The sequence below is a fragment of the Kocuria salsicia genome, from assembly GCF_039532055.1.
Classification (GTDB): Bacteria; Actinomycetota; Actinomycetes; order Actinomycetales; family Micrococcaceae; genus Kocuria; species Kocuria salsicia.
The window spans coordinates 587,448-609,920 of the sequence record NZ_BAAARF010000003.1; the positions used below are offsets into that span (position 1 = coordinate 587,448).

Annotated in this window: 24 protein-coding genes; 5 read left to right on the forward strand and 19 right to left on the reverse strand. The window is 70.6% G+C overall.

Going from position 1 to position 22,473, the window contains the following annotated elements:
- Window positions 1–34: 34 nt before the first annotated feature.
- From ABD264_RS02565 to ABD264_RS02585, 5 genes are all read left to right on the forward strand, one after another.
- Window positions 35–1,270 carry a PucR family transcriptional regulator gene (locus tag ABD264_RS02565; protein WP_344203968.1) on the forward strand — a complete coding sequence of 412 codons (1,236 nt, stop codon included), beginning with the start codon at window positions 35–37 and terminating at the stop codon, window positions 1,268–1,270.
- Window positions 1,271–1,361: 91 nt separating this feature from the next.
- Window positions 1,362–2,273, forward strand: a complete 912-nt coding sequence (locus ABD264_RS02570) for an ACP S-malonyltransferase (RefSeq protein ID WP_344203970.1) — start codon at window positions 1,362–1,364, stop codon at window positions 2,271–2,273.
- Between the two features lie 62 nt (window positions 2,274–2,335).
- Window positions 2,336–3,403, forward strand: coding sequence for a beta-ketoacyl-ACP synthase III (locus tag ABD264_RS02575; protein ID WP_144942546.1), 1,068 nt, complete (start codon window positions 2,336–2,338; stop codon window positions 3,401–3,403).
- Window positions 3,404–3,551: 148 nt separating this feature from the next.
- The gene (locus ABD264_RS02580) at window positions 3,552–3,797 is read left to right on the forward strand and encodes an acyl carrier protein (RefSeq protein WP_055082136.1); all 246 of its coding nucleotides are present in this window, start codon (window positions 3,552–3,554) and stop codon (window positions 3,795–3,797) included.
- Between the two features lie 123 nt (window positions 3,798–3,920).
- Entirely contained in the window at window positions 3,921–5,183 is a 1,263-nt protein-coding gene (locus ABD264_RS02585; protein ID WP_145009321.1) for a beta-ketoacyl-[acyl-carrier-protein] synthase family protein, read from the forward strand.
- 324 nt (window positions 5,184–5,507) lie between these two features.
- Here ABD264_RS02585 and ABD264_RS02590 read toward each other — a convergent pair whose 3' ends face one another.
- The 19 genes from ABD264_RS02590 to ABD264_RS02680 all read right to left on the reverse strand — a co-directional run bounded on the left by ABD264_RS02590 (window position 5,508) and on the right by ABD264_RS02680 (window position 22,431).
- Complete coding sequence (locus tag ABD264_RS02590) at window positions 5,508–6,011, reverse strand: DUF3145 domain-containing protein (RefSeq protein WP_344203974.1); 504 nt, start codon at window positions 6,009–6,011, stop codon at window positions 5,508–5,510.
- Window positions 6,012–6,213: 202 nt separating this feature from the next.
- The gene (locus tag ABD264_RS02595) at window positions 6,214–7,122 is read right to left on the reverse strand and encodes a tyrosine recombinase XerC (protein WP_344203976.1); all 909 of its coding nucleotides are present in this window, start codon (window positions 7,120–7,122) and stop codon (window positions 6,214–6,216) included.
- 247 nt (window positions 7,123–7,369) lie between these two features.
- A complete protein-coding gene (gene dprA, locus ABD264_RS02600) occupies window positions 7,370–8,614 on the reverse strand; it encodes a DNA-processing protein DprA (RefSeq protein WP_344203978.1) in 1,245 nt (414 codons plus the stop codon).
- Window positions 8,611–10,167 (reverse strand): YifB family Mg chelatase-like AAA ATPase, encoded by a 1,557-nt coding sequence (locus ABD264_RS02605; protein WP_144942542.1) that lies wholly within the window; start codon window positions 10,165–10,167, stop codon window positions 8,611–8,613. The genes dprA and ABD264_RS02605 overlap by 4 nt, the downstream gene beginning before the upstream one ends.
- A gap of 225 nt (window positions 10,168–10,392) precedes the next feature.
- On the reverse strand, window positions 10,393–11,589 hold the full coding sequence (locus tag ABD264_RS02610; protein ID WP_344203980.1) for a hypothetical protein: 1,197 nt from the start codon (window positions 11,587–11,589) through the stop codon (window positions 10,393–10,395).
- Window positions 11,590–11,774: 185 nt separating this feature from the next.
- A complete protein-coding gene (locus tag ABD264_RS02615; RefSeq protein ID WP_344203982.1) occupies window positions 11,775–12,287 on the reverse strand; it encodes a YraN family protein in 513 nt (170 codons plus the stop codon).
- A 70-nt stretch (window positions 12,288–12,357) separates the two neighbouring features.
- Window positions 12,358–13,089 (reverse strand): ribonuclease HII, encoded by a 732-nt coding sequence (locus tag ABD264_RS02620; protein ID WP_344203984.1) that lies wholly within the window; start codon window positions 13,087–13,089, stop codon window positions 12,358–12,360.
- Window positions 13,086–13,910 (reverse strand): signal peptidase I, encoded by an 825-nt coding sequence (gene lepB, locus ABD264_RS02625; protein ID WP_344203986.1) that lies wholly within the window; start codon window positions 13,908–13,910, stop codon window positions 13,086–13,088. The genes ABD264_RS02620 and lepB (ABD264_RS02625) overlap by 4 nt, the downstream gene beginning before the upstream one ends.
- A gap of 124 nt (window positions 13,911–14,034) precedes the next feature.
- Window positions 14,035–14,724 (reverse strand): signal peptidase I, encoded by a 690-nt coding sequence (gene lepB / locus ABD264_RS02630; protein ID WP_295109708.1) that lies wholly within the window; start codon window positions 14,722–14,724, stop codon window positions 14,035–14,037.
- A gap of 11 nt (window positions 14,725–14,735) precedes the next feature.
- Window positions 14,736–15,089 (reverse strand): 50S ribosomal protein L19, encoded by a 354-nt coding sequence (gene rplS, locus ABD264_RS02635; RefSeq protein ID WP_055083644.1) that lies wholly within the window; start codon window positions 15,087–15,089, stop codon window positions 14,736–14,738.
- A gap of 177 nt (window positions 15,090–15,266) precedes the next feature.
- On the reverse strand, window positions 15,267–16,106 hold the full coding sequence (gene trmD, locus ABD264_RS02640; protein WP_295109705.1) for a tRNA (guanosine(37)-N1)-methyltransferase TrmD: 840 nt from the start codon (window positions 16,104–16,106) through the stop codon (window positions 15,267–15,269).
- Window positions 16,107–16,109: 3 nt separating this feature from the next.
- Window positions 16,110–16,673, reverse strand: coding sequence for a ribosome maturation factor RimM (rimM, locus tag ABD264_RS02645; RefSeq protein ID WP_295109702.1), 564 nt, complete (start codon window positions 16,671–16,673; stop codon window positions 16,110–16,112).
- Window positions 16,674–16,865: 192 nt separating this feature from the next.
- Window positions 16,866–17,108 carry an RNA-binding protein gene (locus tag ABD264_RS02650; RefSeq protein WP_055083649.1) on the reverse strand — a complete coding sequence of 81 codons (243 nt, stop codon included), beginning with the start codon at window positions 17,106–17,108 and terminating at the stop codon, window positions 16,866–16,868.
- A gap of 2 nt (window positions 17,109–17,110) precedes the next feature.
- Entirely contained in the window at window positions 17,111–17,539 is a 429-nt protein-coding gene (rpsP, locus tag ABD264_RS02655) for a 30S ribosomal protein S16 (protein ID WP_055083651.1), read from the reverse strand.
- Window positions 17,540–17,744: 205 nt separating this feature from the next.
- On the reverse strand, window positions 17,745–18,593 hold the full coding sequence (locus ABD264_RS02660) for a hypothetical protein (protein WP_144942535.1): 849 nt from the start codon (window positions 18,591–18,593) through the stop codon (window positions 17,745–17,747).
- On the reverse strand, window positions 18,590–19,081 hold the full coding sequence (locus ABD264_RS02665; RefSeq protein WP_145009342.1) for an NUDIX domain-containing protein: 492 nt from the start codon (window positions 19,079–19,081) through the stop codon (window positions 18,590–18,592). Before ABD264_RS02665 ends, ABD264_RS02660 begins: the two co-directional genes overlap by 4 nt.
- A 13-nt stretch (window positions 19,082–19,094) precedes the next feature.
- Window positions 19,095–20,663 carry a signal recognition particle protein gene (gene ffh / locus ABD264_RS02670; protein ID WP_144942533.1) on the reverse strand — a complete coding sequence of 523 codons (1,569 nt, stop codon included), beginning with the start codon at window positions 20,661–20,663 and terminating at the stop codon, window positions 19,095–19,097.
- A 113-nt stretch (window positions 20,664–20,776) separates the two neighbouring features.
- A complete protein-coding gene (locus tag ABD264_RS02675) occupies window positions 20,777–21,115 on the reverse strand; it encodes a P-II family nitrogen regulator (RefSeq protein ID WP_126875005.1) in 339 nt (112 codons plus the stop codon).
- Window positions 21,112–22,431 (reverse strand): ammonium transporter, encoded by a 1,320-nt coding sequence (locus ABD264_RS02680; RefSeq protein ID WP_270241062.1) that lies wholly within the window; start codon window positions 22,429–22,431, stop codon window positions 21,112–21,114. The genes ABD264_RS02675 and ABD264_RS02680 overlap by 4 nt, the downstream gene beginning before the upstream one ends.
- Window positions 22,432–22,473 lie beyond the last annotated feature (42 nt).

Consider the following 22,473-nt stretch of genomic DNA (forward strand, 5'->3'; position numbering starts at 1 on the left):
GAGCGCGCGTGCGCGCATCGACTACCCTCGACTCATGCCCACCGACGCCTCCGGGCCAGCCTCCCGCAAGTCACGCTCCAGCCGCCGGGTGACCTGGCCGCTGCGCAGCCGCCAGCAGGGCACGCCCCACCCGAAGACCCTCGAGAACCTGAAGGCAAACCTCGGGCAGGTATCCACGGTCGCGGTGCAGCGCCTGGACAACTCTCTCCCCTGGTTCTCGCAGCTGCGCCCGGACGAGCGCTCCGAGCTCGGGCTGCTCGCGCAGCGGGGCATCGCGTCCTTCGTGCGCTGGTACGAGAACCCGCAGGAGCCCGTGTGGGTGCTGACCGAGATCTTCAAGCAGGCGCCCACGGACCTGACCCGCTCCATCACGCTGCAGAACGCGCTGCAGGTGCTGCGGATCGTCGTGGACGTGGTGGAGGAGAAGGTTCCGGAGCTCGCGCAGCACAACGACGAGGTGGCGCTGCGCGAGGCCGTGCTGCGCTTCTCGCGGGAGGTCGCGTTCGCCGCCGCGGACGTCTACGCCCGGGCCGCCGAGAACCGGGGTTCGTGGGACGCCCGGCTCGAGTCCCTGGTGGTGGACGGGATCATGCGGGGGGACCACTCGGATTCCATGCGTTCCCGCGTCTCCGCGCTCGGCTGGACGGACGCGGGGGACGTCACGGTGATGGTGGGCCGCGCGCCGGCCACCACTGGACCGGTGGGTGTGGAGCGCATCCGCCGCGCCGCGGGACGCCACGCCGCAGAGTGCCTTGTAGCCATCCAGACGGACCGCCTCGTGCTGGTGCTGGGAGGGTTGCGTGACCAGACCCAGTCCCTCGCCCGGCTCGCGGCCGTGTTCGGGGACGGCCCTGTGGTCCACGGTCCGATGGTCGGCTCCGTGTTCGACGCCAAGCAGTCCGCCGACCGCGCCCAGGCGGGGCTGCGGGCGGCGTCGGCGTGGCCCCAGGCACCGCGGCCCACGGCCTCCGAGGACCTGTGGCCCGAGCGCGCCATCAACGGGGACCCGCTCGCGCTGCGCTCCATGGTGGAGGCGGTCTGGCAACCGCTCTCCGCCTCCTCCACCGGTCTCGTGGACACGCTGACCACCTACCTCAGCGTGGGGCACTCGCTCGAGGCCACCGCGCGCGAGCTGTTCGTGCACGCCAACACGGTGCGCTACCGGCTGCGCCGCGTCAGTGACATCACCGGCTGGGACCCGCTGCTGCCCCGGGACGCGTTCGTGCTGCACTGCGCGGTGCTCGCGGGGCGGCTGAACCCGGGCGCGTGACATGCACTTGTAGGACCTCCACAAATCCCGTCCCCCGGCTTGGTGACACCGCATAGGCGTCATGGGCCGCCCGACTTGGTGGAATGAACGGGTGATTGCAGTTGTCTGCCCCGGACAGGGGTCCCAGAAGCCAGGTTTCCTCACCGAGTGGTTGACCGTCCCCGGCGTGCCGGAGCATCTCGCGCAGCTCTCCGACGCCGCCGGTCTGGACCTCGCGCACTACGGCACGGAGGCGGACGAGGAGACGATCAAGGACACCGCCGTCGCCCAGCCGCTGATCGTGGCCGCCGGTCTCGTGGCGGGGCGTCTGCTCGCCCCGCAGCTCGAGGCCCGGGACGACGTCGTGCTCGCCGGGCACTCGGTCGGCGAGATCACCGCCGCGGCACTCGCCGGGGTGCTCACCGAGGCGGAGGCCATGCGCTTCGTGCGCGTGCGCGCAGCGGAGATGGCCCGCGCGGCCGCCGCCACCCCCACGGGGATGGCCGCAGTGCTGGGCGGCAAACCGGACGATGTCGCCGCCGCCTTGGCCGCAGCGGGGGTCACCGTCGCGAACGCGAACGGGGGCGGGCAGGTGGTCGCGGCCGGTACCGAGGAGCAGCTCACCGCGCTGGCCGAGAACCCGCCCACCCGCGCCAAGGTCGTGAAGCTGAAGGTTGCGGGCGCCTTCCACACCGAGCACATGGCGCCCGCCCTCGCACCCCTGCGTGAGCTTGCGCCGCAGCTGAACCCCCAGGATCCCCGCGTCACGCTGCTCAGCAACTTCGACGGCGCTGCCGTCACCGGCGGAACCGCCGTGCTCGAGTCTCTCGTGGAGCAAGTGTGCCGCCCGGTGCGCTGGGACGCCTGCATGGAGACGATGGCCGAGCTGGAGGTCTCGCAGATCGTGGAGCTGCCCCCCGCTGGGACCCTCGTGGGACTCGCGAAGCGCGGTCTCAAGGGCGTGCCAGCCACCGCGGTGAACACACCGGAGGATCTCGAAACGGTGCGGAGTACCCTGACCTGAGACGTGTGCCCACCGCACACCCCACTCGCCGAGAACCGCACCTTGTTAGGAGTCGACCTTCCGTGGCGACCTTGAAACAGAACACCCCGAACGCCCACACCCGGATCCTGGGTATCGGCGCCTACCGCCCCTCCGAGATCGTCACGAACGAAGACGTCTGCCAGTGGATCGACTCCTCGGACGAATGGATCGTCAAGCGCACCGGCGTCCACACCCGCCACCGCGCACCGGCGGACGTGTCCGTGATCGACATGGCGGAGCACGCCGCCCGTGAGGCCATGGCCGCCGCCGGGGTCACCGGCGAGCAGCTGGACGCGGTCATCGTCTCCTCGGTGACCTTCCCGTACCTCACGCCGTCGTGCGCCGCCCTGCTCGCGGACCGCCTGGACGCCACTCCCGCCGCCGCGTACGACATCTCCGCCGCGTGCGCAGGCTACTGCTACGGCGTGGCCCAGGCGGACGCCCTCGTGCGCTCCGGGGACTCGGACCACGTGCTGGTCATCGGCGTGGAGAAGCTCTCCGACGTCATCGACAACACCGAGCGCTCCATCTCCTTCCTGCTGGGCGACGGCGCCGGCGCCGTGGTCATCGGCCCGTCCGACGTTCCCGGGATCAGCCCCTCCGTGTGGGGCTCGGACGGCTCCAAGTGGGATGCCATCCGCATGACGCACCCCCTCACCGATATCCGCGCCGTGGAGCAGGGCGGGCAGCGCACCTTCTCCAAGGACCTCGTGGACCCGGAGACCGGGGAGATGCCCGAGGACGCCACCCTGTGGCCCACCCTGCGCCAGGACGGGCAGACCGTCTTCCGCTGGGCCTCGTGGGAGGGTGCCCGTGTGGCCAAGGAGGCGCTGGAGGCCTCCGGTCTGGAGCCCGAGGACCTCGCGGCTTTCGTGCCCCACCAGGCCAACATGCGCATCATCGACCAGATGGTCAAAGTGCTGAAGCTTCCCGAGTCCGTCGTCGTGGCCCGGGACATCGCGGAGGCGGGCAACACCTCCGCCGCGTCCATCCCGCTGGCCACCCACCGCCTGCTCGCGGAACACCCCGAACTCTCGGGCAAGCCCTCGCTGCAGATCGGTTTCGGGGCCGGTCTCGTGTACGGAGCGCAAGTGGTTCTTCTGCCCTGATCCTCCCCCGTGCGTGTCGTAGGGTTAGACCGCACACCTCTTGTCCTGCAGCGTTCCGAGTGATCGGACGCCCCGCCCGGAGGTTCTTCCGAACCCCCGTGTGACTCAGTACGGTTGCGCACTGCGACCTCTAGGAAAGGAAGCCGATATGGCGAGCAAAGACGAAATCCTGGCCGGCCTGGCCGAGATCGTGAACGAGGAGACCGGACTCGAGACCGAGGCCGTGCAGCTCGAGAAGTCCTTCACCGAGGACCTGGACATCGACTCCATCTCGATGATGACCATCGTGGTCAACGCCGAGGAGAAGTTCGACGTGACCATCCCCGACGAAGAGGTCAAGAACCTGAAGACCGTCGAGGACGCCGTCAACTTCATCGACAACGCCCAGGGCTGAGCCCACGGCGCGCGGTGGCGTGCCCCTTGTCAGCACGAGGGGCACGCCACCTCCGTCCTACCAGGCGGTTGGTCATCCCCGCCCCTGGAACACCTGCGATTTCGGACACGAGGAAGTGCAAACATGTCCCGCAAAGTAGTGGTCACCGGTCTCGGCGCCATCACGCCGATCGGTGAGAACGTCCAGGAGACCTGGAAGAACGCTCTCAAGGGCGTCTCGGGCGTCCATGCCCTGACCCAGGACTGGGTGGAGAAGTACGACCTGCCCGTGCGCATCGGTGCCACGTCCCCGAAACCCTCGGAGGACGTCGTCTCCCGTGTGCAGGCCAAGCGCCTGGATCCCTCGGGTCAGCTGTCCGTGGCGGCCGCGCGCGAGGCCTGGACCGACGCCGGGTTCTCCGGTGCGGACGCCGACACGAGCGACGAGCTGGACCCCACCCGTGTGGGCGTGGCCTTCGGCACCGGCATCGGTGGCGTGTGGACGCTGCTGGACGCGTGGGACACCCTCGTCGAGAAGGGCCCCCGCCGCGTCAAGCCCATGACGGTCCCCATGCTCATGCCCAACGGCAACGCCTCCTCCGTGAGCATGGAGTTCAAGGCCCGCGCGTGCGCCATCACTCCCGTGTCCGCGTGCGCCTCCGGCACCGAAGCCTTCTTCCAGGGCCTGAACCTGATCCGCTCCGGCAAGGCGGACGTGGTGATCGTGGGCGGCGCCGAGAGTGCGATCCACCCCATGACCATCGCCGCGTTCAACTCCATGCAGGCTCTGTCCCGCCGCAACGACGACCCCGAGCACGCCTCGCGTCCCTTCGACATCGACCGCGACGGCTTCGTGATGGGTGAGGGCGCCGGTGCCATCGTGCTCGAGTCCGAGGAGCACGCCCGCGGCCGCGGAGCCCGCATCTACGCCGAGCTCGCGGGTGCCGGTCTCAGCGCGGATGCCCACCACATCACGGCGCCGGCCACCGGCGACGAGGGCGGCCCCGCACGCGCCCTGCGCGAGGCCATGGTCTCCGGGGACATCGACCCGGCGGACATCAAGCACGTCAACGCCCACGCCACCTCCACCCCGGTAGGGGACGTGCCCGAGGCGGGCGCGCTGCGGGCGGCCTTCGGATCTGCCGTGGACGACATGGCTGTCTCGGCCACCAAGTCCATGACCGGTCACCTCCTGGGCGGCTCCGGGGCCGTGGAGGGTGTGCTGACCGTGCTCGCTCTCACCGAGCGCATGGCACCGTGCACCATCAACCTGGACAACCAGGACCCGAAGATCGACCTCGACGTGGTGACAACTGCCCGTGAACTCCGCCCAGGGGACATGGTCGCGATCTCCAACTCGTTCGGCTTCGGCGGCCACAACTCCGTGGCGGCGTTCCGCTCGCTCTGAGGTGCTGGACACGCTGACGCCCTGGAGGCTCTAGAGGCCCTGACTCCCCGAGTGCGGAGAACCCCGGTCACCTTTTACGGAAGGTGACCGGGGTTCTCTCACGTCCGTGGCAGGTCCCGCTTCTCGACACTCGGTTCGCCACACGCTGTTCTCGGCGCAGCGATCTCCACGCAGGGTTTGTTCTGCACAGCTCACGACGAGCAGTCATCCAGGCACGGTCGTCGCAGTGCGGGCAATGACGCAAGCCCCCGCAACGGAACGGGGACAGGAAAGCTTGGACGGCCGCGCCGGGCGGCTCACAGAGAACGTTGGAAGGTCTCGGTCTCAGCCCACGCGGTGCAGCCAGCGCACCGGAGCTCCCTCTGCGGCGTGACGGAAGGGCTCGAGCTCCTCGTCCCAGGCCTCCCCCAGCGCGAGGGAAAGTTCGGAGACGACGGCGGAGGGGTCCCCCCCAGCCGCCTCGAAGGCGTAGCGGATGCGGTCCTCACTCACGCAGATGTTCCCGGCGGCGTCCGTGGTGGCGTGGAAGATGCCGAGGTCCGGGGTGAAGGACCACCGGGAGCCGTCACTGCCCTGGCTCGGGTTCTCCGTCACCTCAAAGCGGAGGCGTCCGAGCGTGCGCAGGGCAGAGGCGAGAAGGGCGCCCGTCCCTGCGCGGCCAGACCACTCCAGTTCGGCCCGCACGCACCCGGGTTCGGCGTTCTGCGGGGTCCACTCTAGATCCGTTCGGCCACGCGAAACGGCTTCCAGGGCCCACTGGATGTGGGGGCACAGCGCCTGCGGTGCGGAGTGCACGTAGAGCACACCCCGCGTGGTGGGTGAAGACATAGCCTGTTCCTCCGTTGTGTAGGTACGTCTTCCCCAACGTCCTGCACGGAGGCCCCAGCCGTGTCACCCGGCGCCCATGTTCAGTTTTCGGAGTCAACCGGGTGGAGCTGTGCGGATTCGAGGCCGCGCGCGCCGCCGGTCGCTCTCATTGTCCAGCAGGGCCCATCGACGGTCAACCCGGAGTCTGCGGGGAGGGCAGAAGTCAAGCCCGCGGGTGCGCCTGTGAGTAAGCACTCTTCAGCCGTTCCACGGAGACGTGCGTGTAGATCTGCGTGGTCGCCACCGTGGAGTGTCCGAGGAGCTCCTGCACCGTTCGGAGATCCGCTCCTCCGTCCAGCAGATGTGTCGCCGCACTGTGGCGCAGGCTGTGCGGCCCGCGGGCACTCGTGTCCGGGACGCCGCGCAGGGCCTCGCCCACGACGCGCCGCGCCACCCGGGGGTCGATCCGGGCGCCGCGGGCCCCCACGAACACGGCGTTGCCGGCCGCGGGTCGCGCAAGGGTGCGGCGCCGGTGGAACCACAGGGCCAGTGCCTCCCCCGCGGCGTCTCCGTAGGGGATCCTGCGCTGCTTGTCGCCCTTGCCGGTGACCGTGAGCACGTGGTTCACGGCATCCACGTGCGAGCTGTCCAGGCCCACGAGTTCGCTGATGCGGGCCCCGGTTGCGTACAGCAGCTCGAGCAGAGCCCAGTCGCGGGCGGCGCACGCGGCGGCCTGCTCGTCGTCGTGCTCCCCGAGGGCTGCATCCGCAAGGTCGTCCAGCATGGTGGCCAGTGCCGCGGCTCCGACCACGTCAGGGAGGTGCCGTGCCGGTCGCGGACCGCGCAGTCCGGACGCGGGGTCGTACCGCAACCCCTGGGTGTCCACAGCCCAGCGGAAGAAGGTGTGCACGGCGGCGATCCCCCGGGAGACGGAGCTGCGCGCGAGCCCCCGCTGGTGACGCTGCGCGAGCCAGCCCCGGAGCGCGTCGCGGTCCAGGAGGTCCATGGCATCGATCCCCGTGTCCCGCATCCAGTTCGAAAGGTCCAGGACATCGCTCGTGTACGAGCGCACGGTGTGCTCGCTGCGGGATCGCTCCAGCGCGAGGTGTGCTCGGAACTGTGGCAGGTACACCTCGAGCGGCCCCGGCGCAGGGCTGTCACCGTGCGGCGAAGCGGACTCCCCCGGGGTTACGGATCGGCGCTCCTCCTCAGCTCGGCGCTCCCCATCACCTCGACACACCTCCGAAGATCGGCTCACCTCCGGGACAAGCCCGGTCGAGCCTTCCGCGCCACGACGCTGCGGTGGGGCTTCCCGCCCGCGCCGCTGCCCAGCGTTCTCCCCTGCCCGGTCAGCGGCTCGAGATGACGACGCGCGCTGCTCACGAGCCACCGCTGCGTCGTGTGCCCATTCGTCCATGCGGTGAGCCTACCCGTCGCCAGCCGAGCAGCGAGTCCGTGGCCAGCCCAAGCTCCCGCAGCTGCGCAAGACTCGTGAGCACCTCCCCCGGCCCGAGTCCGGAGACACGACACAGCTGGGAGGGGTCCGCATCCGTGTGCAGGGGCAGGGCATCGAAGACCCGAAGCTGCACGGGATCCAGTCGGTCCTCAGGCCTCTGGTCCCGGCCCGCCCTCTGGCTGCGGACCTCCTCAGCTGCCGCATTGCCGAGGGAACCCAGGAGTTCGAGCACCTCTCCGCCGGTGCTCACGAGCACCGCGTGGTCCTCCCGCACGAGCCGGTGGCATCCCGCGGATCCCCCGACGAGCACGTCCCCCGGCACGGCGGCTACCTCCCGGGAAAGACCTGCCGCGTGCCGAGCGGTGTTCAGGGCACCGGAACGCCACGCAGCCTCGGTGACGACCGTGGCGCGGGTGAGGGCAGCGATGATCCTGTTGCGTTGCAGGAACCGGTACCGAGTGGGAGCGCACCCCAGGGGGACCTCGCTCAGGACCGCGCCGCGGTGGCAGATCCGACCCAGAAGTTCGGCGTTCGCCACGGGGTAGACCCTGTCCACCCCGCAGGCCAGCACGGCCACGGTGGTTGCGTGCTCCGCCCCGGTCTCGAGGGCGGTCTGGTGGGCGACGGCGTCGATCCCGTAGGCACCGCCGGAGACCACGCACCAGCCCGCCTCGCACAGCTCGCCGGTGATCATGCGCGTCACTGCGGAGCCGTAGGCGCTGGCATTGCGCGATCCGACCACGGCCACGCTGCGCTCCAGACGGTTGAGGGCCGTGCGCTCGCCCCTGCCCCACAGCACGATCGGCTGCTGAATCCCCAGGAATGCGAGCTGGGCCGGCCAGTCGGCATCCTCTGGGATCACGGTCCACGCGTCGATCTGCTCCGCGTGGCGCGCGTCCGTCGCGGGATCGGGCACGGGCAGCCGCGCACGCCACGCCGCGAACCGGTGGGCGAGATCGGGAGTCCCCGCACCGGGCAACGCCTCCTGCGCGGCCTTCCGGTACACGGACACGAGCGCCGCGCTGGGTGTCTGCAGCTCGCTGATGCTGCGCCACAGCACCTCGGGACCCAGGGCTTCCAACAGGAGCAGACCCGCGACGTCACTAGGCTCGATCACCCGCGCCAGGCGCACGCGGCAGGCCCGGACGGAGGAGGAATCAGCGCTCATGCCGTCACCGTCGTCTTGAAATAAAGAGCCAGCTGCACGTGCTCCGGGGTGGGGACGGTGCTCCCGGCCAGGTCCGCGAGCGTCCACGCCACCCGGAGGACCTTCACGAATCCCCGGGCAGTGAGTGTCCTGCGCTCCATGGCGGCACGCAGGGGCTGGACGGCACGCGTCCCCGGGGACAGCCGCCGGTGCAGCAGCGAACCGGGAACGGTGCTGTTGAGCCGACAGCCCACGGCCGCGAGACGTTCCACCTGGGCCCTGCGGGCCGCGAGAACGCGTGCGGCGACGGTCGCGCTGTCCTCGGGCCTTGTGTCCCCGGTGGAGCTGAGTTCCCGGTACGTGACGGCCGGCACCCGCAGCTGCAGGTCCACCCGGTCCAGCAGCGGCCCGGAGAGCTTGCCAAAGTAGTGCCGTCGTTGCACCGCGCTGCACGTACAGGTCTGACCGGTTCCGCCGGCGTTGCCGCACGCACAGGGGTTGGCGGCCAGCACGAGCTGGAACCTGGCGGGATAGTGCGCCACGGACTGCGCCCGGGCAATCGTCACGCTTCCCAACTCGAGGGGCTGCCGCAGCGCGTCGAGGACCCGCCGGTCGAACTCGGGTGCCTCGTCCAGGAACAGCACCCCGCGGTGGGCCAGGGAGATGGCCCCGGGACGGGGCATGCCGCTGCCACCTCCGCACAGGGCCGGGAGCGTGATGCTGTGGTGCGGTGCCTGGAACGGCGGACGCCGCACGAGGGCCGAGCACCCGTCGTCGCCGCGCAGGGAGTGGACCGACGTGACCTCCAGAGAGTCCTCGTCCTCGAGGTCCGGCAGGATGCCCGGCAGCCGCTCGGCGAGCATCGTCTTGCCCGCACCCGGCGGGCCGACCATCAGGAGGTGGTGCCCGCCCGCCGCCGCAATCTCCAGGGCCTGACGCCCTTCGACCTGCCCGACGACGTCCCGCAGGTCACGGACCGGCTCCTCCCCGGCCCCGCTCCCCGGGGTGGGACCCCGTCCCGCGCGGGTGACAGATGACACACTCAGGCGCTGGAGCAGCGCGGGATCGGCCCCGTGCTCCACCAGCAGCTCCGCGAGGTGACGCGCGGAACTCACGGAGGCGCCCGACACCAGCTCCGCCTCGGCCCTGTTTTCCTCCGCGACCACCACACGGGTGATTCCGGCCCGCACGGCGGCCAGGACCGAGGGAAGCACGCCGCGCACGGGCCGCAGGGACCCGTCCAGGCCCAGCTCCGCGTAGAACACGGTGTCAGGGGGTACGCGGATCACCCTCTGCGCGCTGAGCACGGCCATGACGACGGCCACGTCGAAGTGCGAACCACGCTTGGGCAACGTGGCGGGTGAGAGGTTTACCGTGATCTTGCGAGGGGCCAGTGGCACCCCGGCATGTCGTGCCGCGGAACGGATGCGCTCCTTCGACTCGTTCACCGCCTGGTCCGGCAGCCCGATGATCGTGAAGGCCGGGAGGGACTGGCCGATGTCCGCCTCCACCTCCACCACGTGGCCATCCAGCCCCACGAGGGCCACGCTGCGGCTGCGTGCAAACCCACTCACGTCCCCACCACCGCTGCCGGCCGGGCCCCGCGCAATCACCCCTGAAGTAGTCATGCGTCCACCGTGCCCGAGGGCCCGCCAGAGGGCCGGAGCGCGTGAGAGATGTGCAGTGCGCACGCCGCGGGGTGGGGACCGGGGATTCGCGCGGCGGGCAGGTCGCCGGAACGCTGGACGGCCGCGCACTGTCCGCCTCACCCAGCGGCTCAGCCGACTTCTACAGGAGGATTATCCAACGTCCACCACGCGACCCTGTGGGCTGGAGGCAGCGAGTTCTCCCGTGACGCCCGACGGATCGGCAGGACGCAGGGCCCCGGAGGCGATCTGGGTGCCTGTCGGCACCGGCTCGGGCTGCTCAGGCGCTGTCGCCACGGGATCGGTGACCGCCGCATCCGTGTCGACAGGGGCTGGCGTCTGAGGGTCGAGCGCACCCGGGTTCGGGGGATCCGGCACCGTGGGCTGCGAGAGTTCGGGGTCCGGATCGACGGGGTTGGGGTCGACGGGGCCCGGATCGACGGGGTTGGGGTCGACGGGGCCCGGATCGACGGGGTTGGGGTCGACGGGGCCCGGATCGACGGGGTTGGGGTCGACCGGGTCCACGGGCGGGTTGGCCGCGGACGGTTGGGAGGACGGCACCGGGTCCTTGGGGTCCTCTGCCGCCCCCGGATCCACGGGGAGCTCCGTGGAGTCCGGGGCGGGGGCGTCCTCGGCCTCGTCGGCGCCGTCGACCCGGGACGAACCGCTGGTGCCCGGTGCGTCGGAGGACCCTTCCCCGCCATCGGGGTGGGCTTTCACCGGTGTGACCTCCCGGTCACCGATCTGGGGGATGAGCTCAAGACTGACGAAGCTGTCCGGGACCGCGGAGATGTCCCCCACCAGAAGGTTGGAGCCCCGTTCCCCCACGGGGATGTCCTTCGTGGCGGATGCTGCAGCATCCCGCAGACGCATCCTGAGCTTCTCGGCCGTCTCCTGGGGCAGGGTCGACCCGTCGCGGGCGTGGTATTCCTCGTCGCGGACCCGGGGCATCCACTTCTCCGTTGCGCGGGAGACGTGCTCGAGCTGGTAGGAGGCGCCGTCCTTCGCCCGGAGTACGAGACGGCTCACGGACACCGGCGAGGCACCGTGTTCGTTGTCGATCTCCACCGTGGCGTATGTGGCACGAGCGACCTTGGCGTCCTGGCGCAGCCTGTCGATCCTCTGGTCTGGGACATCCGGAGCGGGCAACGTGATCCTCACGCTCGCACCGCCGGGGAGATTCGCCCGGAAGGTGCCCGGGTGCAGGCTGCCGTCTGCCGAAGCAGAGGCGGAGGCCCTCGTGTCCGGTGAGTCGCTCCGCTCCTCCCCGCAGCCGACGACGCACAGGGAGACGGCGGCGGTCAGCACCGTGGCGGAGAGCACATGTGGAAGCCACCCCGCTGTCTTCATCCGGCCCTCCAATCACACCCCCGGCCGCTGAACGGCACGCGCATGCAGGCTCCCATCCTACGAGACGCCCGTGGCGAATGTGATGTGCTCCGCCGTGGTCCCCTCGCCGGAATCCGTCGGAGTTGCCGAGATGAGCGGGAATCACCCCCCTCAGCGAGCCCGGGCCAGTACGAGGAGGGCGCCGGTCAGAGCCACCCGATCGATCCCACGTGCTCCACCCGGGGTGAGCAGCCGCGTGGCCAGTGCACCGCCACGACGTCCACTGACGGCACGGCGGCGGCGTTCTCGCGGGCCCACGCCCGCGCGAGGACGTGCAGTCTGCGGAGCTTGTCGGCACCCACCGCCTCGGCAGGGTGGCCGAAGTCCCCGCCGGAGCGTGTCTTGACCTCGAAGACCGTGACTCGGCCGTGCCGCTCCGCCACGATGTCCAGTTCCCCGCGGGGTGCGCCCGGTGCCCGGACGGGCCGCCAGTTGCGGTGCAGCACCTGCCACCCCGAGCGCTGGAGCAGACCGGCGATGAGGTCCTCGCCGGCACGCCCCACGCCGAGGTGCGGGGCCGCGGGAGGACGTGGGCCCTCCGCGGGATCGGTGGATGGGTTTTTCGCGGGATCGGTGCGCGGACCGCCGGGGGGATCCGTGGGCGGATCAGTGGGAGGCTCGATCAGAGGTGCTTCGGAGTGCGGGGCAAAGGTGTTCATGCGCCCACTGTGAACCGTACGCCCAGGCGAGGTCACGCACGGGGCGCAGGTGTGGAGCGAGGGCGCTGCCTCAGATGCCCAGGTTCCAGCTCACCCGGTGGTGCGGAGTGCTTCCGTACCGGGTCAGCGCCTCCCGGTGTCCCACACTTCCGTACCCCTTGTTGCCTGCCCAGCCGTACGCCGGGTAGTCGGTGTCGAGCGCGGCCATCAGGTCGTCGCGCTCCACCTTGGCGACGATCGAGGCGGCCGCGACGCTCACGCACTGCGCATCGGCCTTGACCAGGGTGCGCACCACGGGCGGCAGCACCACGGGGTCCTCGTCCTGGCCGAGAACAGGCGGGACGTCGAGCCAGTTGTACGACCCGTCGAGGATCAACGCGTCCACGGGCACCCCGTCCTCGTGCACCGCGGCAAGAGCGCGCAGCCCCGCGAGCCGCAGGGCGGCGTTGATGCCCACTGCGTCGATCTCGCTGGGCTCTGCGTGCCCCACGCCACGGGCTGCGGCCCACGAGGGGATGGTCGGTGCGACAGCGGCGCGCCGGGCGGCGCTGAGCGCCTTGGAGTCGCGCACGCCCTCCCAGGGAGCCCCCGCGGACGGCGCCGTCGACAGCCCACCGGACGGTGCGACGTCGCCCTCCGGGCCCAGCCAGCGGGCAGCGTCCACGACCACGACACCCACGCTCGCGGGTCCCGCCAGGGCGCCGCGCCCCACCTCGTCCATGCCCGCCACGTAGCGGGCACCCGCGAGTGCAAGTTCGCGCTCGAGATCGAGGGTCGGAGCCGCGGCCTTGGCTGGACTCACTTGTCGGCCGAGGGGATGTCCTGGAACGTCCCCTCGGGGTTGTGCAGGAACCGGAAGCGGTCCAGCGGCCAGGCGATCACGAACGCGGTTCCCACCACGTCCTCGCGCTTGACGAACTCGGTCCCGGTCTCGATGTGGTAGCGGGAGTCCGCGGAGGCGTTGCGGTGGTCGCCGAGCACGAAAAACTCGCCGCCCGGGACCGTGACGTCGAAGGGGATCTCGGAGGGCTGCACGCCCGGGTACAGGTAGGGCTCGTCGAGGGCCTTGCCGTTGACGGTGATCTTCCCGGAAGCGTCGCAGCACGTCACGTGGTCGCCGCCCACGCCGATCACACGCTTCACGAGGGCCTGCTGGCTGCTGTCGGGCAGCAGCCCCACGAACTCCAGGGCACCACGTACGGGATTCGCCCCTGTTTTGGCGCTGGCCGGGAGCCAGCCCTGCGTGTCGTCGAAGACCACGACGTCCCCGCGCTCGATCTCTCCCATGCGCGCGTCCAGCACGTTGACGAAGATCCGGTCGTCCAGCTCGAGCGTCTGCTCCATGGACCCCGAGGGGATGAAGAAACCGCGGATCAGGAACGTCTTGGCCACGAACGCGATCACGAGCGCCAGCACCACCACGATCAGGATCTCGCGCACCGCGCCCCACCCGGTGGTCGGCTTCTCGGAGCCACGACGACGACGCCGTGCCCTGCCGCCGCGCGCCCCGCCCGAGGCCGCGGCGTCGGCGGAGGACTCGGCCGCCCCAGCGGGGGTCTGCCCCCCGAGGTCCTCGCGGGGACGGGAGGTGCCCGGAACGTCCGGTTCTTGCTGCTCAGCCACTGCGCGTTCCTTCTCTGTGGTCGGACCTGCTGCTGCGGGCCACGGTAGCGGCCCGCCCTGGTGCCCGGCGGCAGTCACGCCCGCGGGCCACGCCCACGGTGCCCCGCGGCGTCCACCGGGTTCCTCACCCGTGCAACGAGCGGGCGCGGTCCAGGGGCCACACCACGCGTTCGGCGGTGCCCACGATCCGCTCCGTGCGGATCAGGCCCCCGCCCGGGGCTCCCAGCAGGGAGCGCGAGTCCACGGACACGCGGCGGTGGTCGCCCATGAGCCAGACCCGCCCCTCGGGAACCTGCACGCTGAAGGTGATGTCGGAGGGTGCGTCCCCAGGATAGATGTAGTCCTCGTGCTGCTCCTGGCCGTTGACCGTGAGCAGCCCGTTCGCGCTGCAGCACGCCACGGTGTCGCCCGCTGTGGCCAAGACCCGCTTGACGTAGGCGGTGTCCGAGCCGGTGAGGCCGAGCCAACGCCCGGTGGTGTGGGCCGCCTGGACGTACCACGGGTCCGAGGAGTGGAGGGGCTCCAGCGAGCCTCGACCGTCGAAGACCACCAGGTCCCCGCGCTGCACGGAGTCCCCCGAGACGAGCTTGTCCACGAGCACCCGGTCCCCGCCCTCCAGCGTGGGCTCCATGGACCCGGAACCCACCCAGTAGACGTCCACGACGAAGCCCCGCAGCACGGCGGTCAGCACGAGGGCCGTGAGCAGGGCGACGGCCACCACGCGCAGCCACCAGCGACGCGTGGAAACAGGCCTGTTCACGGCGGAGGACCCGGCAGCTGCCGGGCCCTCCGCGTGTTCCGTGTGCTGTGGCACCCGGTTGAGTCCTACTTGCTCGGCTCGCGCTTCTCGCGGATGCGAGCAGCCTTGCCGTGACGGTCGCGCATGTAGTACAGCTTCGCGCGGCGGACGTCGCCGCGGCTCACGAGCTCGATCTTGTCGATGATCGGGGAGTGCACCGGGAAGGTGCGCTCCACGCCCACGCCGAAGCTGACCTTGCGGACCGTGAAGGTCTCGCGCACGCCCGAGCCCTGGCGGCCCAGGACGAAGCCCTTGAACACCTGGACACGGGAGCGGTTGCCCTCCACGATGTTCACGTGAACGTTCAGGGTGTCGCCCGGACGGAAGTCGGGGACGTCGTCGCGCAGCGACTTGGCATCAAGCTGGTCAAGAATGTTCATGACATGACTCCTCGTGATCGCCGCAGGTCTCCCACGTGTGGTCTGCGCCCTGCCCCCGAGGGGTGGTCGCGCTGCTGAGATCCGGACCGGATCATGGAATGCCCGGTCCGCGCGGTGCGTCGTTGGTCGCTCTCCCCCCTGCGGCAGGGGCGTGCCCGACGCACACACAGCGTGCCATTATGCCACATCGGGGCCGCTGCAGGGCGCCTCGTGGGTCACCTCACGGCGCCAGCCCAGACCCTCGCCCCCGGTCTCCGGGTGGAAGCCGTGCTCGGCGAGCACCGCGAGGTCCGCGCGGTCCAGCGTGGCCGGGTCCAGCGCGAGCACCATGTCCGGACGACGCCGCGCGGTCCGGGCCAGTTGCTGGTCCCGGCGCCACCGCGCGATCCGGCCGTGGTGCCCGGACAGGAGCGTCTCGGGAACCTCCCGCTCCCGCCACGTGGCGGGCTTCGTGTAGACGGGGTACTCCAGCAGCCCGCCGGTGTGGGACTCCTCCGCGAGGGACTCGGGGTTGCCGATCACACCGGGGATCAGGCGTGTCACGGCCTCGGTCATGGCGAGCACCGCGACCTCGCCCCCGTTGAGCACGTAGTCGCCCAGGCTCAGGGGACGCACCCGCACCTCGCCGCTGGCCCAGTCCAGGAACCGCTCGTCGATGCCCTCGTAGCGACCGCATGCGAACACCAGGTGCTTCTCCGCGGCGAGCTCGTAGGCGATCTCCTGGGTGAAGACCTCGCCCGCCGGCGAGGGGACCACGAGCACGGGGCGCGACGCCGCGGCGTCGTCCTGCGCGCCCAGCACGGACTCGAGGGCCTGCGCCCACGGCTCCGGCTTCATGACCATGCCCGCTCCCCCGCCGTAGGGGGTGTCGTCCACGGTGCGGTGCCTGTCGGTCGCGAACGCCCGCGGGTCCGTGACGGTCAGCTGAAGCAGCCCGTCCGTCACGGCCTTGCCGATCAGCGAGAGCCGCAGCGGTTCGAGGTACTCCGGGAAGATGCTCAGGACGTCGATGCGCACGCTCTACTCCGACTCCCCCAGCTCGAGCAGACCCGGGGGCGGGGTCGCGAGGACCACCCCGCGGTCCAGGTCCACCTCGGGGACGATCTCCTCCACGAAGGGGATCAGCACGGGCTGGCCGCCCCCCGCGCGGCTCACCTCAAGCAGGTCCTGGACCGTGCCCTGGATCAGCGCCTTCACCGTGCCGATGGTGGCGTCTCCCCGGGTCGTGTCCACCACGGTGAGGCCCAGCAGGTCGTCCTGGTGCCACTCGTCGTCGTCGAGGTCGAGGTCCGCGACCTCCGCGAAGAGCTCGAGCCCCCGTGCGGCCTCCGCGGCGTTGCGGTCCGAGATCTCCTCGAACTTCGCCACGAGCACGCTCTTGTTCCAGCGCGAACCCGCCACTGTCACCTCGTCCAAGCGCAGCGGCTCCCGGGGCTCCTGCACGCCGCGGGGACGTCTCCCCGCCGCAACGCGCAGCACCGACCCCGGGGTGAAGCGAGACTGCGGGTCATCGGTGAACAGCTCCACCGTGACCTCGCCGCGCACTCCGTGCGGCTTGCCGATCCGGGCCACCCGAACGCTCATTGCAACTCCTCGTGGGATCTCGTGGTCTCTCGTGCTCGTTCGCGCCGCCCAGGTCACCTGTCGGCCCGGCGGTCGCGTCCCAGGGCGTCCCCGCCCGGGTTTCGTCGCCCCTGCGGCTGTGCCACGGGACGAAAACGGCCCCCATTCCTCACCGAAGGAGGAACGGGGGCCGTGAACCAGTGCTGTGTCCGCTCAGCGACGACGGTCGGTGTCGACCACGTCCACGCGAACGCTCTCGCCGGAAGCCAGTGCCGAGACAACGGTACGCAGGGCCTTGGCCGTGCGTCCCGAGCGCCCGATCACGCGCCCGAGGTCGTCGGGGTGCACCCGGACCTCAAGGGTCTCACCGCGGCGGCCCTCACGGGCACGCACGGTGACGTCCTCGGGGGCGTCCACGATGCCGCGGACCAGGTGCTCGAGGGCTTCGGCGAGCATGCTCACTCGGCCTTCTCGGCGTCGTCCTCTGCGGCGGCGGTCTCCTCGGCGGGAGCCTCCTCGGCCTTCTCAGCCTTGGGCGTGATGGCCTCGGGGATGATCACGGACCCGTTGTCCGGGGCCACGAACTCCTTCTTGGCCTCGGGCTGCTTCAGGGTGCCCTCGGCGCCCGGCTCACCCTTGAACTTCTGCCAGTCGCCGGTGATCTTCATGAGAGCCAGCACGGCCTCGGAGGGCTGCGCGCCCACACCGAGCCAGTACTGCACGCGATCGGACACCAGGTTGATGTACGAAGGGTTCTCGGTGGGCTGGTACACACCGACCTCTTCGATCACGCGACCGTCGCGCTTCTTGCGGGAGTCGACGACCACCACGCGGTAGCGGGGATCGCGGATCTTGCCCATACGCTTGAGACGAATCTTGACTGCCACTTGTGTGGTTACTCCTGTTTCGAATGGATCGGACACCGCACGCACCGGCCCGTGGGGCGGGTGGTCCGTGGGTTTCCTGTGGACACGAGATCACGCGCGGTGAGAGGGTCCGCACGGTTCGAGTACCCGACCATTGTGCCACAGGTGTCAAAATCACCCGGCACCCGTGGGCGTCGTGCCCTCGTTCTTCGGGTACGACGGCGCCTCAGCGGCGTTTGCGCGCCCGTACCGCCGCCCACAGTGCCGTCTGCACCGCGGCGTCCGAGAGCATCAGGGCCGACGCCGAGCCGAGCAGCTTCGCGCCGCGCCCGCCACGCGAGGCCAGCCCGGCCAGACCCGCGCCCAGGGCGACCTCCGCCCCGCCGACAGCGAGCAGCAGCGCGGGGCGGCGCACGTAGGCCCGCTGGATGCGCGCCAGCACGTCGTTGCCGCTGGGCTCCACGCTCGCGGCGTCGAGCAGGGACAGCCCTGTCGTCCGCGGTTCGTACTCGCCGACTCCCTCGAACTCGTGGAGCTCCCGCTGCTGCTCGACGATCTTCGCCGCCATCACGGGCAGACCGAGCAGCTGCAGCACGGACTCCAGCAGCAGAGCCGAGCTCGGGGTGCGGGCGTAGTTCTCGAGCCGCGCGGTGGCTGCCGGGTCCAGGTCGCGCAGGGACGCGACCGTCTCCACGACCGCGGCAGACTCCACGTCTGACGGGGTCTCGGCCTGCTCCCCGGGACCCCACCGAAGGGTGGTGGCCTCGGCGAGCTCCGCCAGCTGCTCGCGCCAGTCCGCGTGCGAGTCCAGTGCCGTCACGGGCGGGCACACGCGCAGGGTGCGGCTCTCGCCGTCTGAGGTGAGCACCACCGAGACGCTGCCCGGGTCACCCGCAGCTGCGAGTGCCAGGGGATCCACGCCCGGAGTGACGAGCACCGCCGACCAGCCGTCCTGGGTGACGGCGGTGAACGGGCTGCCCAGGGCCCCGGCGAGGAATGGCAGCTGGGGTGCGTCCGCGTGCAGCAGCGCCACAGTGCGCGTCTGCCGGGCCGTGGTGTGCGCGGTCTCGCTCATGCCCCGCCGCCGTTCACCACGCGCTCCACCACGCCCCCGGTCTCGAGAACTCCGAGTGCGTCGCGCAGGTGCTCCGCGAGGCTCGCCGGGAGCACGGTCTCCAGGTCCTCCGGCGCGACCCACCGATGGGACAACAGCTCCTCCTCCTGCACCGTGATGGGCGTGTCAGAGGCGATCTCGCCGCCGTCGTAGAGGAAGGAGACGGAGTCGCCCCACATGCCCATGGCCACGCCGTGACTCACGGCCAGCAGCCGCCCCTCGGGAAGGTGCAGGCCAACCTCCTCCACCACTTCGCGGAAGCACCCGGTGCGGGGGTCCTCCCCCTCCTCCACGGTGCCGCCGGGCAGGGTCCAGCCGTCCTTGTAGTTGGGTTCCACCGTCAGGACGCGACCGCTCTCGTCACGGATCAGCGCGGCAGACGCGAGTCGCCGGGTGGGCAGCGTGGCGATGAACGCCCGCAGCTCGTCGTCGGGAAGGTACGAACCCATGACCGCCTACTTTCTACTTTCCGAGGAACTTCTCGAAGCCCTTGGGCAGGTTGAGGGACTCGGCGTCCAGTTCCTGCCCCTGCGCTCCAAAGGAGCTGCCGCTGGCCGCGGGCTTCCGGCCCGAGGCCAGCGCCGCGTTCTCCTGCGCACGCTTGGCCGGGTTCCCCGACTTGGACCCCTTCTTCTTGGTCTTGCCGCCCTTCTTGGCCGCGCCGCCGCGACCCATCCCGGGGATGCCGCCGGGCATACCGGGGACGCCCTGGCCCGAGGCGAGACGCTTCATCATCTTCTGGGCCTGGGCGAAGCGCTCCATGAGCTGGTTCACCTCGGAGACCGTGACACCGGAGCCGCGGGCGATGCGCGCCCTGCGGGAACCGTTGATGATCTTGGGGGCCACGCGCTCGTGCGGGGTCATGGAGCGCACGATGGCCTCCACCCGGTCGATCTCGCGCTCGTCGAAGTTCTCGAGCTGCTCCCGCATGCCGGCGGCGCCGGGCATCATGGAGAGCATCTTCTTCATGGAGCCCATCTTGCGCAGCTGCTGCATCTGCGCGAGGAAGTCCTCGAAGGTGAAGTCCTCCTGGTCGGTGAACTTCTTGGCCATGCGCTCGGCCTCGGCCTTGTCCCACTGCCGCTCGGCCTGCTCGATCAGGGTCATGACGTCGCCCATGTCCAGGATGCGCGAGGCCATGCGGTCCGGGTGGAACTGCTCGAAGTCCCCCACGCCCTCGCCGGTGGACGCGAACATGATGGGCTTGCCGGTCACCGCACGGACGGACAGCGCGGCACCGCCGCGGGCGTCGCCGTCGAGCTTGGAGAGCACCACACCGGTGAAGTCCACGCCCTCGTCGAACGCCTTGGCGGTGTTCACCGCGTCCTGGCCGATCATGGCGTCGATGACGAACAGGACCTCGTCCGGATCCACGGCGTCGCGGATGTCGCGCGCCTGGTTCATCAGCGCCTGGTCGATGCCCAGGCGTCCGGCGGTGTCGACGATCACGACGTCGTAGAGCTTGGAGCGGGCGAAGTCGACGCCGTCGCGGGCCACCTTCACGGGATCCCCCGTGGGGTCGTCGAACTCCGAGGTGGCGCCGGGCTCCGGGGCGAAGACCGGCACCCCGGCGCGCTGGCCGACCACCTGCAGCTGGGTGACGGCGTTGGGCCGCTGCAGGTCGGAGGCCACGAGCACGGGCTTGTGGCCCTGGTCCGTGAGCCACTTGCCAAGCTTGCCGGCCAGGGTGGTTTTGCCCGCGCCCTGCAGGCCCGCGAGCATGATCACCGTGGGCCCGGTCTTGGCGAGGTTGATCCGCCGGGTCTCGCCGCCGAGGACGTTCTGCAGCTCCTCGTTGACGATCTTCACGACCTGCTGGCCGGGGTTCAGCGCCTCCGAGACCTCCGCGCCGAGCGCGCGCTCCTTGACGATCGCTGTGAACTCCCGGACCACGGGCACGGCCACATCCGCCTCGAGGAGGGCCCGGCGGATCTCCCGGACGGTGGCATCGACATCGGCCTCCGAGAGCCGGCCCTTGCCGCGCAGGTTCTTGAAGGTCGCTGTGAGCCGGTCGGACAGTGAATTGAACACGGGGTGGTCGCTGCTTTCGTCTGACAACGGATGAATTCAGTGTCCCAGGTTAGCAAGCGAAGCCCCGCCCGGTCGCCCGGACGGGGCCTGTGCCGAAGACGTCGCGTGCGACCTCAGAGCGCGACGTCACCCAGTTCGCCGGTGCTCACGCGCACGGTGTTCTCCACGGGAGTCACCCACACCTTGCCGTCCCCGGGTTCGCCCGTGCGTGCGGAGGTGACGATGACGTCCACAAGGTCCTGGACCTCGCCGTCCTCCACGACCGTCTCGATGCGCACCTTCTCGAGGAGGTCCACCGTGTACTCGGCACCGCGGTAGACCTCGCGGTGCCCGCGCTGGCGGCCGTAGCCGTGGACGGTCAGCACGGTCATGCCCTGCACGCCGTAGCTCTCCAGGGCGTCTTTGACGTCACTGAACTTCTCGGGTCGCACCACTGCGGTGATCAGCTTCACTGGTTGTCTCCTTTGCTGGCGGCGGGCACGGGGGCTTCGGCGGTCCCGGGCAGGGGCCGCGCGGGGGCCTGCCCGGCGAAGTAGCCGGTGGCCTCGTCCTTCAGCGAGTACGCGGACTCCGCGTGCTGGGTGAGGTCCACGCCGATGACCTCGTCCCGGCGGGTGATCCGCAGCCCCATGGTGGCCTTCAGCACGAGCCCGATGACCAGCGTGAGGACGCCGGTGTAGAGCGTCACGAAGAGGGTCGCGGCGAGCTGGGTACCCAGCAGGCCCCAGCCACCACCGTAGAACACCCCGGCCCGGCCCTCGGAGGGGATCGCCAGGAAGCCCAGCGCCACGGTGCCGACGATGCCGGAGACCAGGTGCACGCCGCACACGTCCAGCGAGTCGTCCAGGTGGATCCGGTACTTCAGGCCCACGGCGATCGCAGAGCACGCACCGGCCACGGCAGACAGCAGGATCGCGCCGAGCGGGGTCACGTTGGCGCACGCCGGCGTGATGGCCACGAGCCCGGCGACGACGCCCGACGCCGCACCCAGCGACGTCGCGTGCCCGTCCCGGATGCGCTCGGTGAGCAGCCAGGCCAGCATGGCCGCAGCCGGGGCCACGAGCGTGTTGGTCCAGATCAGGGCGGCCTGCTCCACGGTGGTTGCGGCGCCGGCGTTGAAGCCGAACCAGCCGAACCACAGGATGGCCGAGCCGAGCATCACGAGCGGCAGGTTGTGCGGGCGCTGGCCCGAGTCGCGGCCGAAGCCGCGGCGGGCACCGATGAGCAGGATGAGCACCAGAGCCGCGATGCCCGCGTTGATGTGCACGGCGAGCCCGCCGGCGAAGTCGATCGGCTCGCCGAAGATCCGGCCCAGGGCGCCGTCCTCGGAGAACAGCCCGTCACCCCACACCATGTACGCGAGAGGGAAGTAGACCAGGGTGACCCACACGAGCGTGAAGACCACCCATGTGCCGAACCGGGTGCGGTCCGCGATCGCGCCGGAGATCAGGGCCACGGTGATGATCGCGAATGTCACGGAGAAGTCTGAGGACAGCAGGTCCTCGGTGCCCATCAGGCCGTGCAGACCGAAGTGCGCGAACGGATCCGCGGTGAGGCCGCCCAGCACCGGGTCCCCGGCGAGCATGGAACCGCCCCACAGCACCCACACGACGCCCACCACGCCGAGCGCGGCGAAGCTCATCATCATCATGTTCAGCACACCCTTGGCGCGGGTCATGCCTCCGTAGAACAGTGCAAGTCCGGGGGTCATGAAGAACACCAACCCCGCGGCCACCACGGTCCACACGTGTCCGGCGGTCAACTCCACCCGGATCACCTCGTCCCTGTTTCGTGTCGGCACAGCCTTTGC

What these genes read in the sequence shown, in the direction of transcription:
- ABD264_RS02565 (WP_344203968.1), top strand. Translation starts at nt 35, where the DNA reads ATGCCCACCGACGCCTCCGGGCCAGCCTCCCGCAAGTCACGCTCCAGC.
- ABD264_RS02580 (WP_055082136.1), top strand. Translation starts at nt 3,552, where the DNA reads ATGGCGAGCAAAGACGAAATCCTGGCCGGCCTGGCCGAGATCGTGAAC.
- ABD264_RS02585 (WP_145009321.1), top strand. Translation starts at nt 3,921, where the DNA reads ATGTCCCGCAAAGTAGTGGTCACCGGTCTCGGCGCCATCACGCCGATC.
- ABD264_RS02590 (WP_344203974.1), bottom strand. Translation starts at nt 6,011, where the DNA reads ATGTCTTCACCCACCACGCGGGGTGTGCTCTACGTGCACTCCGCACCG.
- dprA (WP_344203978.1), bottom strand. Translation starts at nt 8,614, where the DNA reads ATGAGCGCTGATTCCTCCTCCGTCCGGGCCTGCCGCGTGCGCCTGGCG.
- ABD264_RS02610 (WP_344203980.1), bottom strand. Translation starts at nt 11,589, where the DNA reads ATGAAGACAGCGGGGTGGCTTCCACATGTGCTCTCCGCCACGGTGCTG.
- ABD264_RS02615 (WP_344203982.1), bottom strand. Translation starts at nt 12,287, where the DNA reads ATGAACACCTTTGCCCCGCACTCCGAAGCACCTCTGATCGAGCCTCCC.
- rplS (WP_055083644.1), bottom strand. Translation starts at nt 15,089, where the DNA reads ATGAACATTCTTGACCAGCTTGATGCCAAGTCGCTGCGCGACGACGTC.
- rimM (WP_295109702.1), bottom strand. Translation starts at nt 16,673, where the DNA reads ATGAGCGTTCGGGTGGCCCGGATCGGCAAGCCGCACGGAGTGCGCGGC.
- ABD264_RS02650 (WP_055083649.1), bottom strand. Translation starts at nt 17,108, where the DNA reads ATGCTCGCCGAAGCCCTCGAGCACCTGGTCCGCGGCATCGTGGACGCC.
- ABD264_RS02660 (WP_144942535.1), bottom strand. Translation starts at nt 18,593, where the DNA reads ATGAGCGAGACCGCGCACACCACGGCCCGGCAGACGCGCACTGTGGCG.
- ABD264_RS02665 (WP_145009342.1), bottom strand. Translation starts at nt 19,081, where the DNA reads ATGGGTTCGTACCTTCCCGACGACGAGCTGCGGGCGTTCATCGCCACG.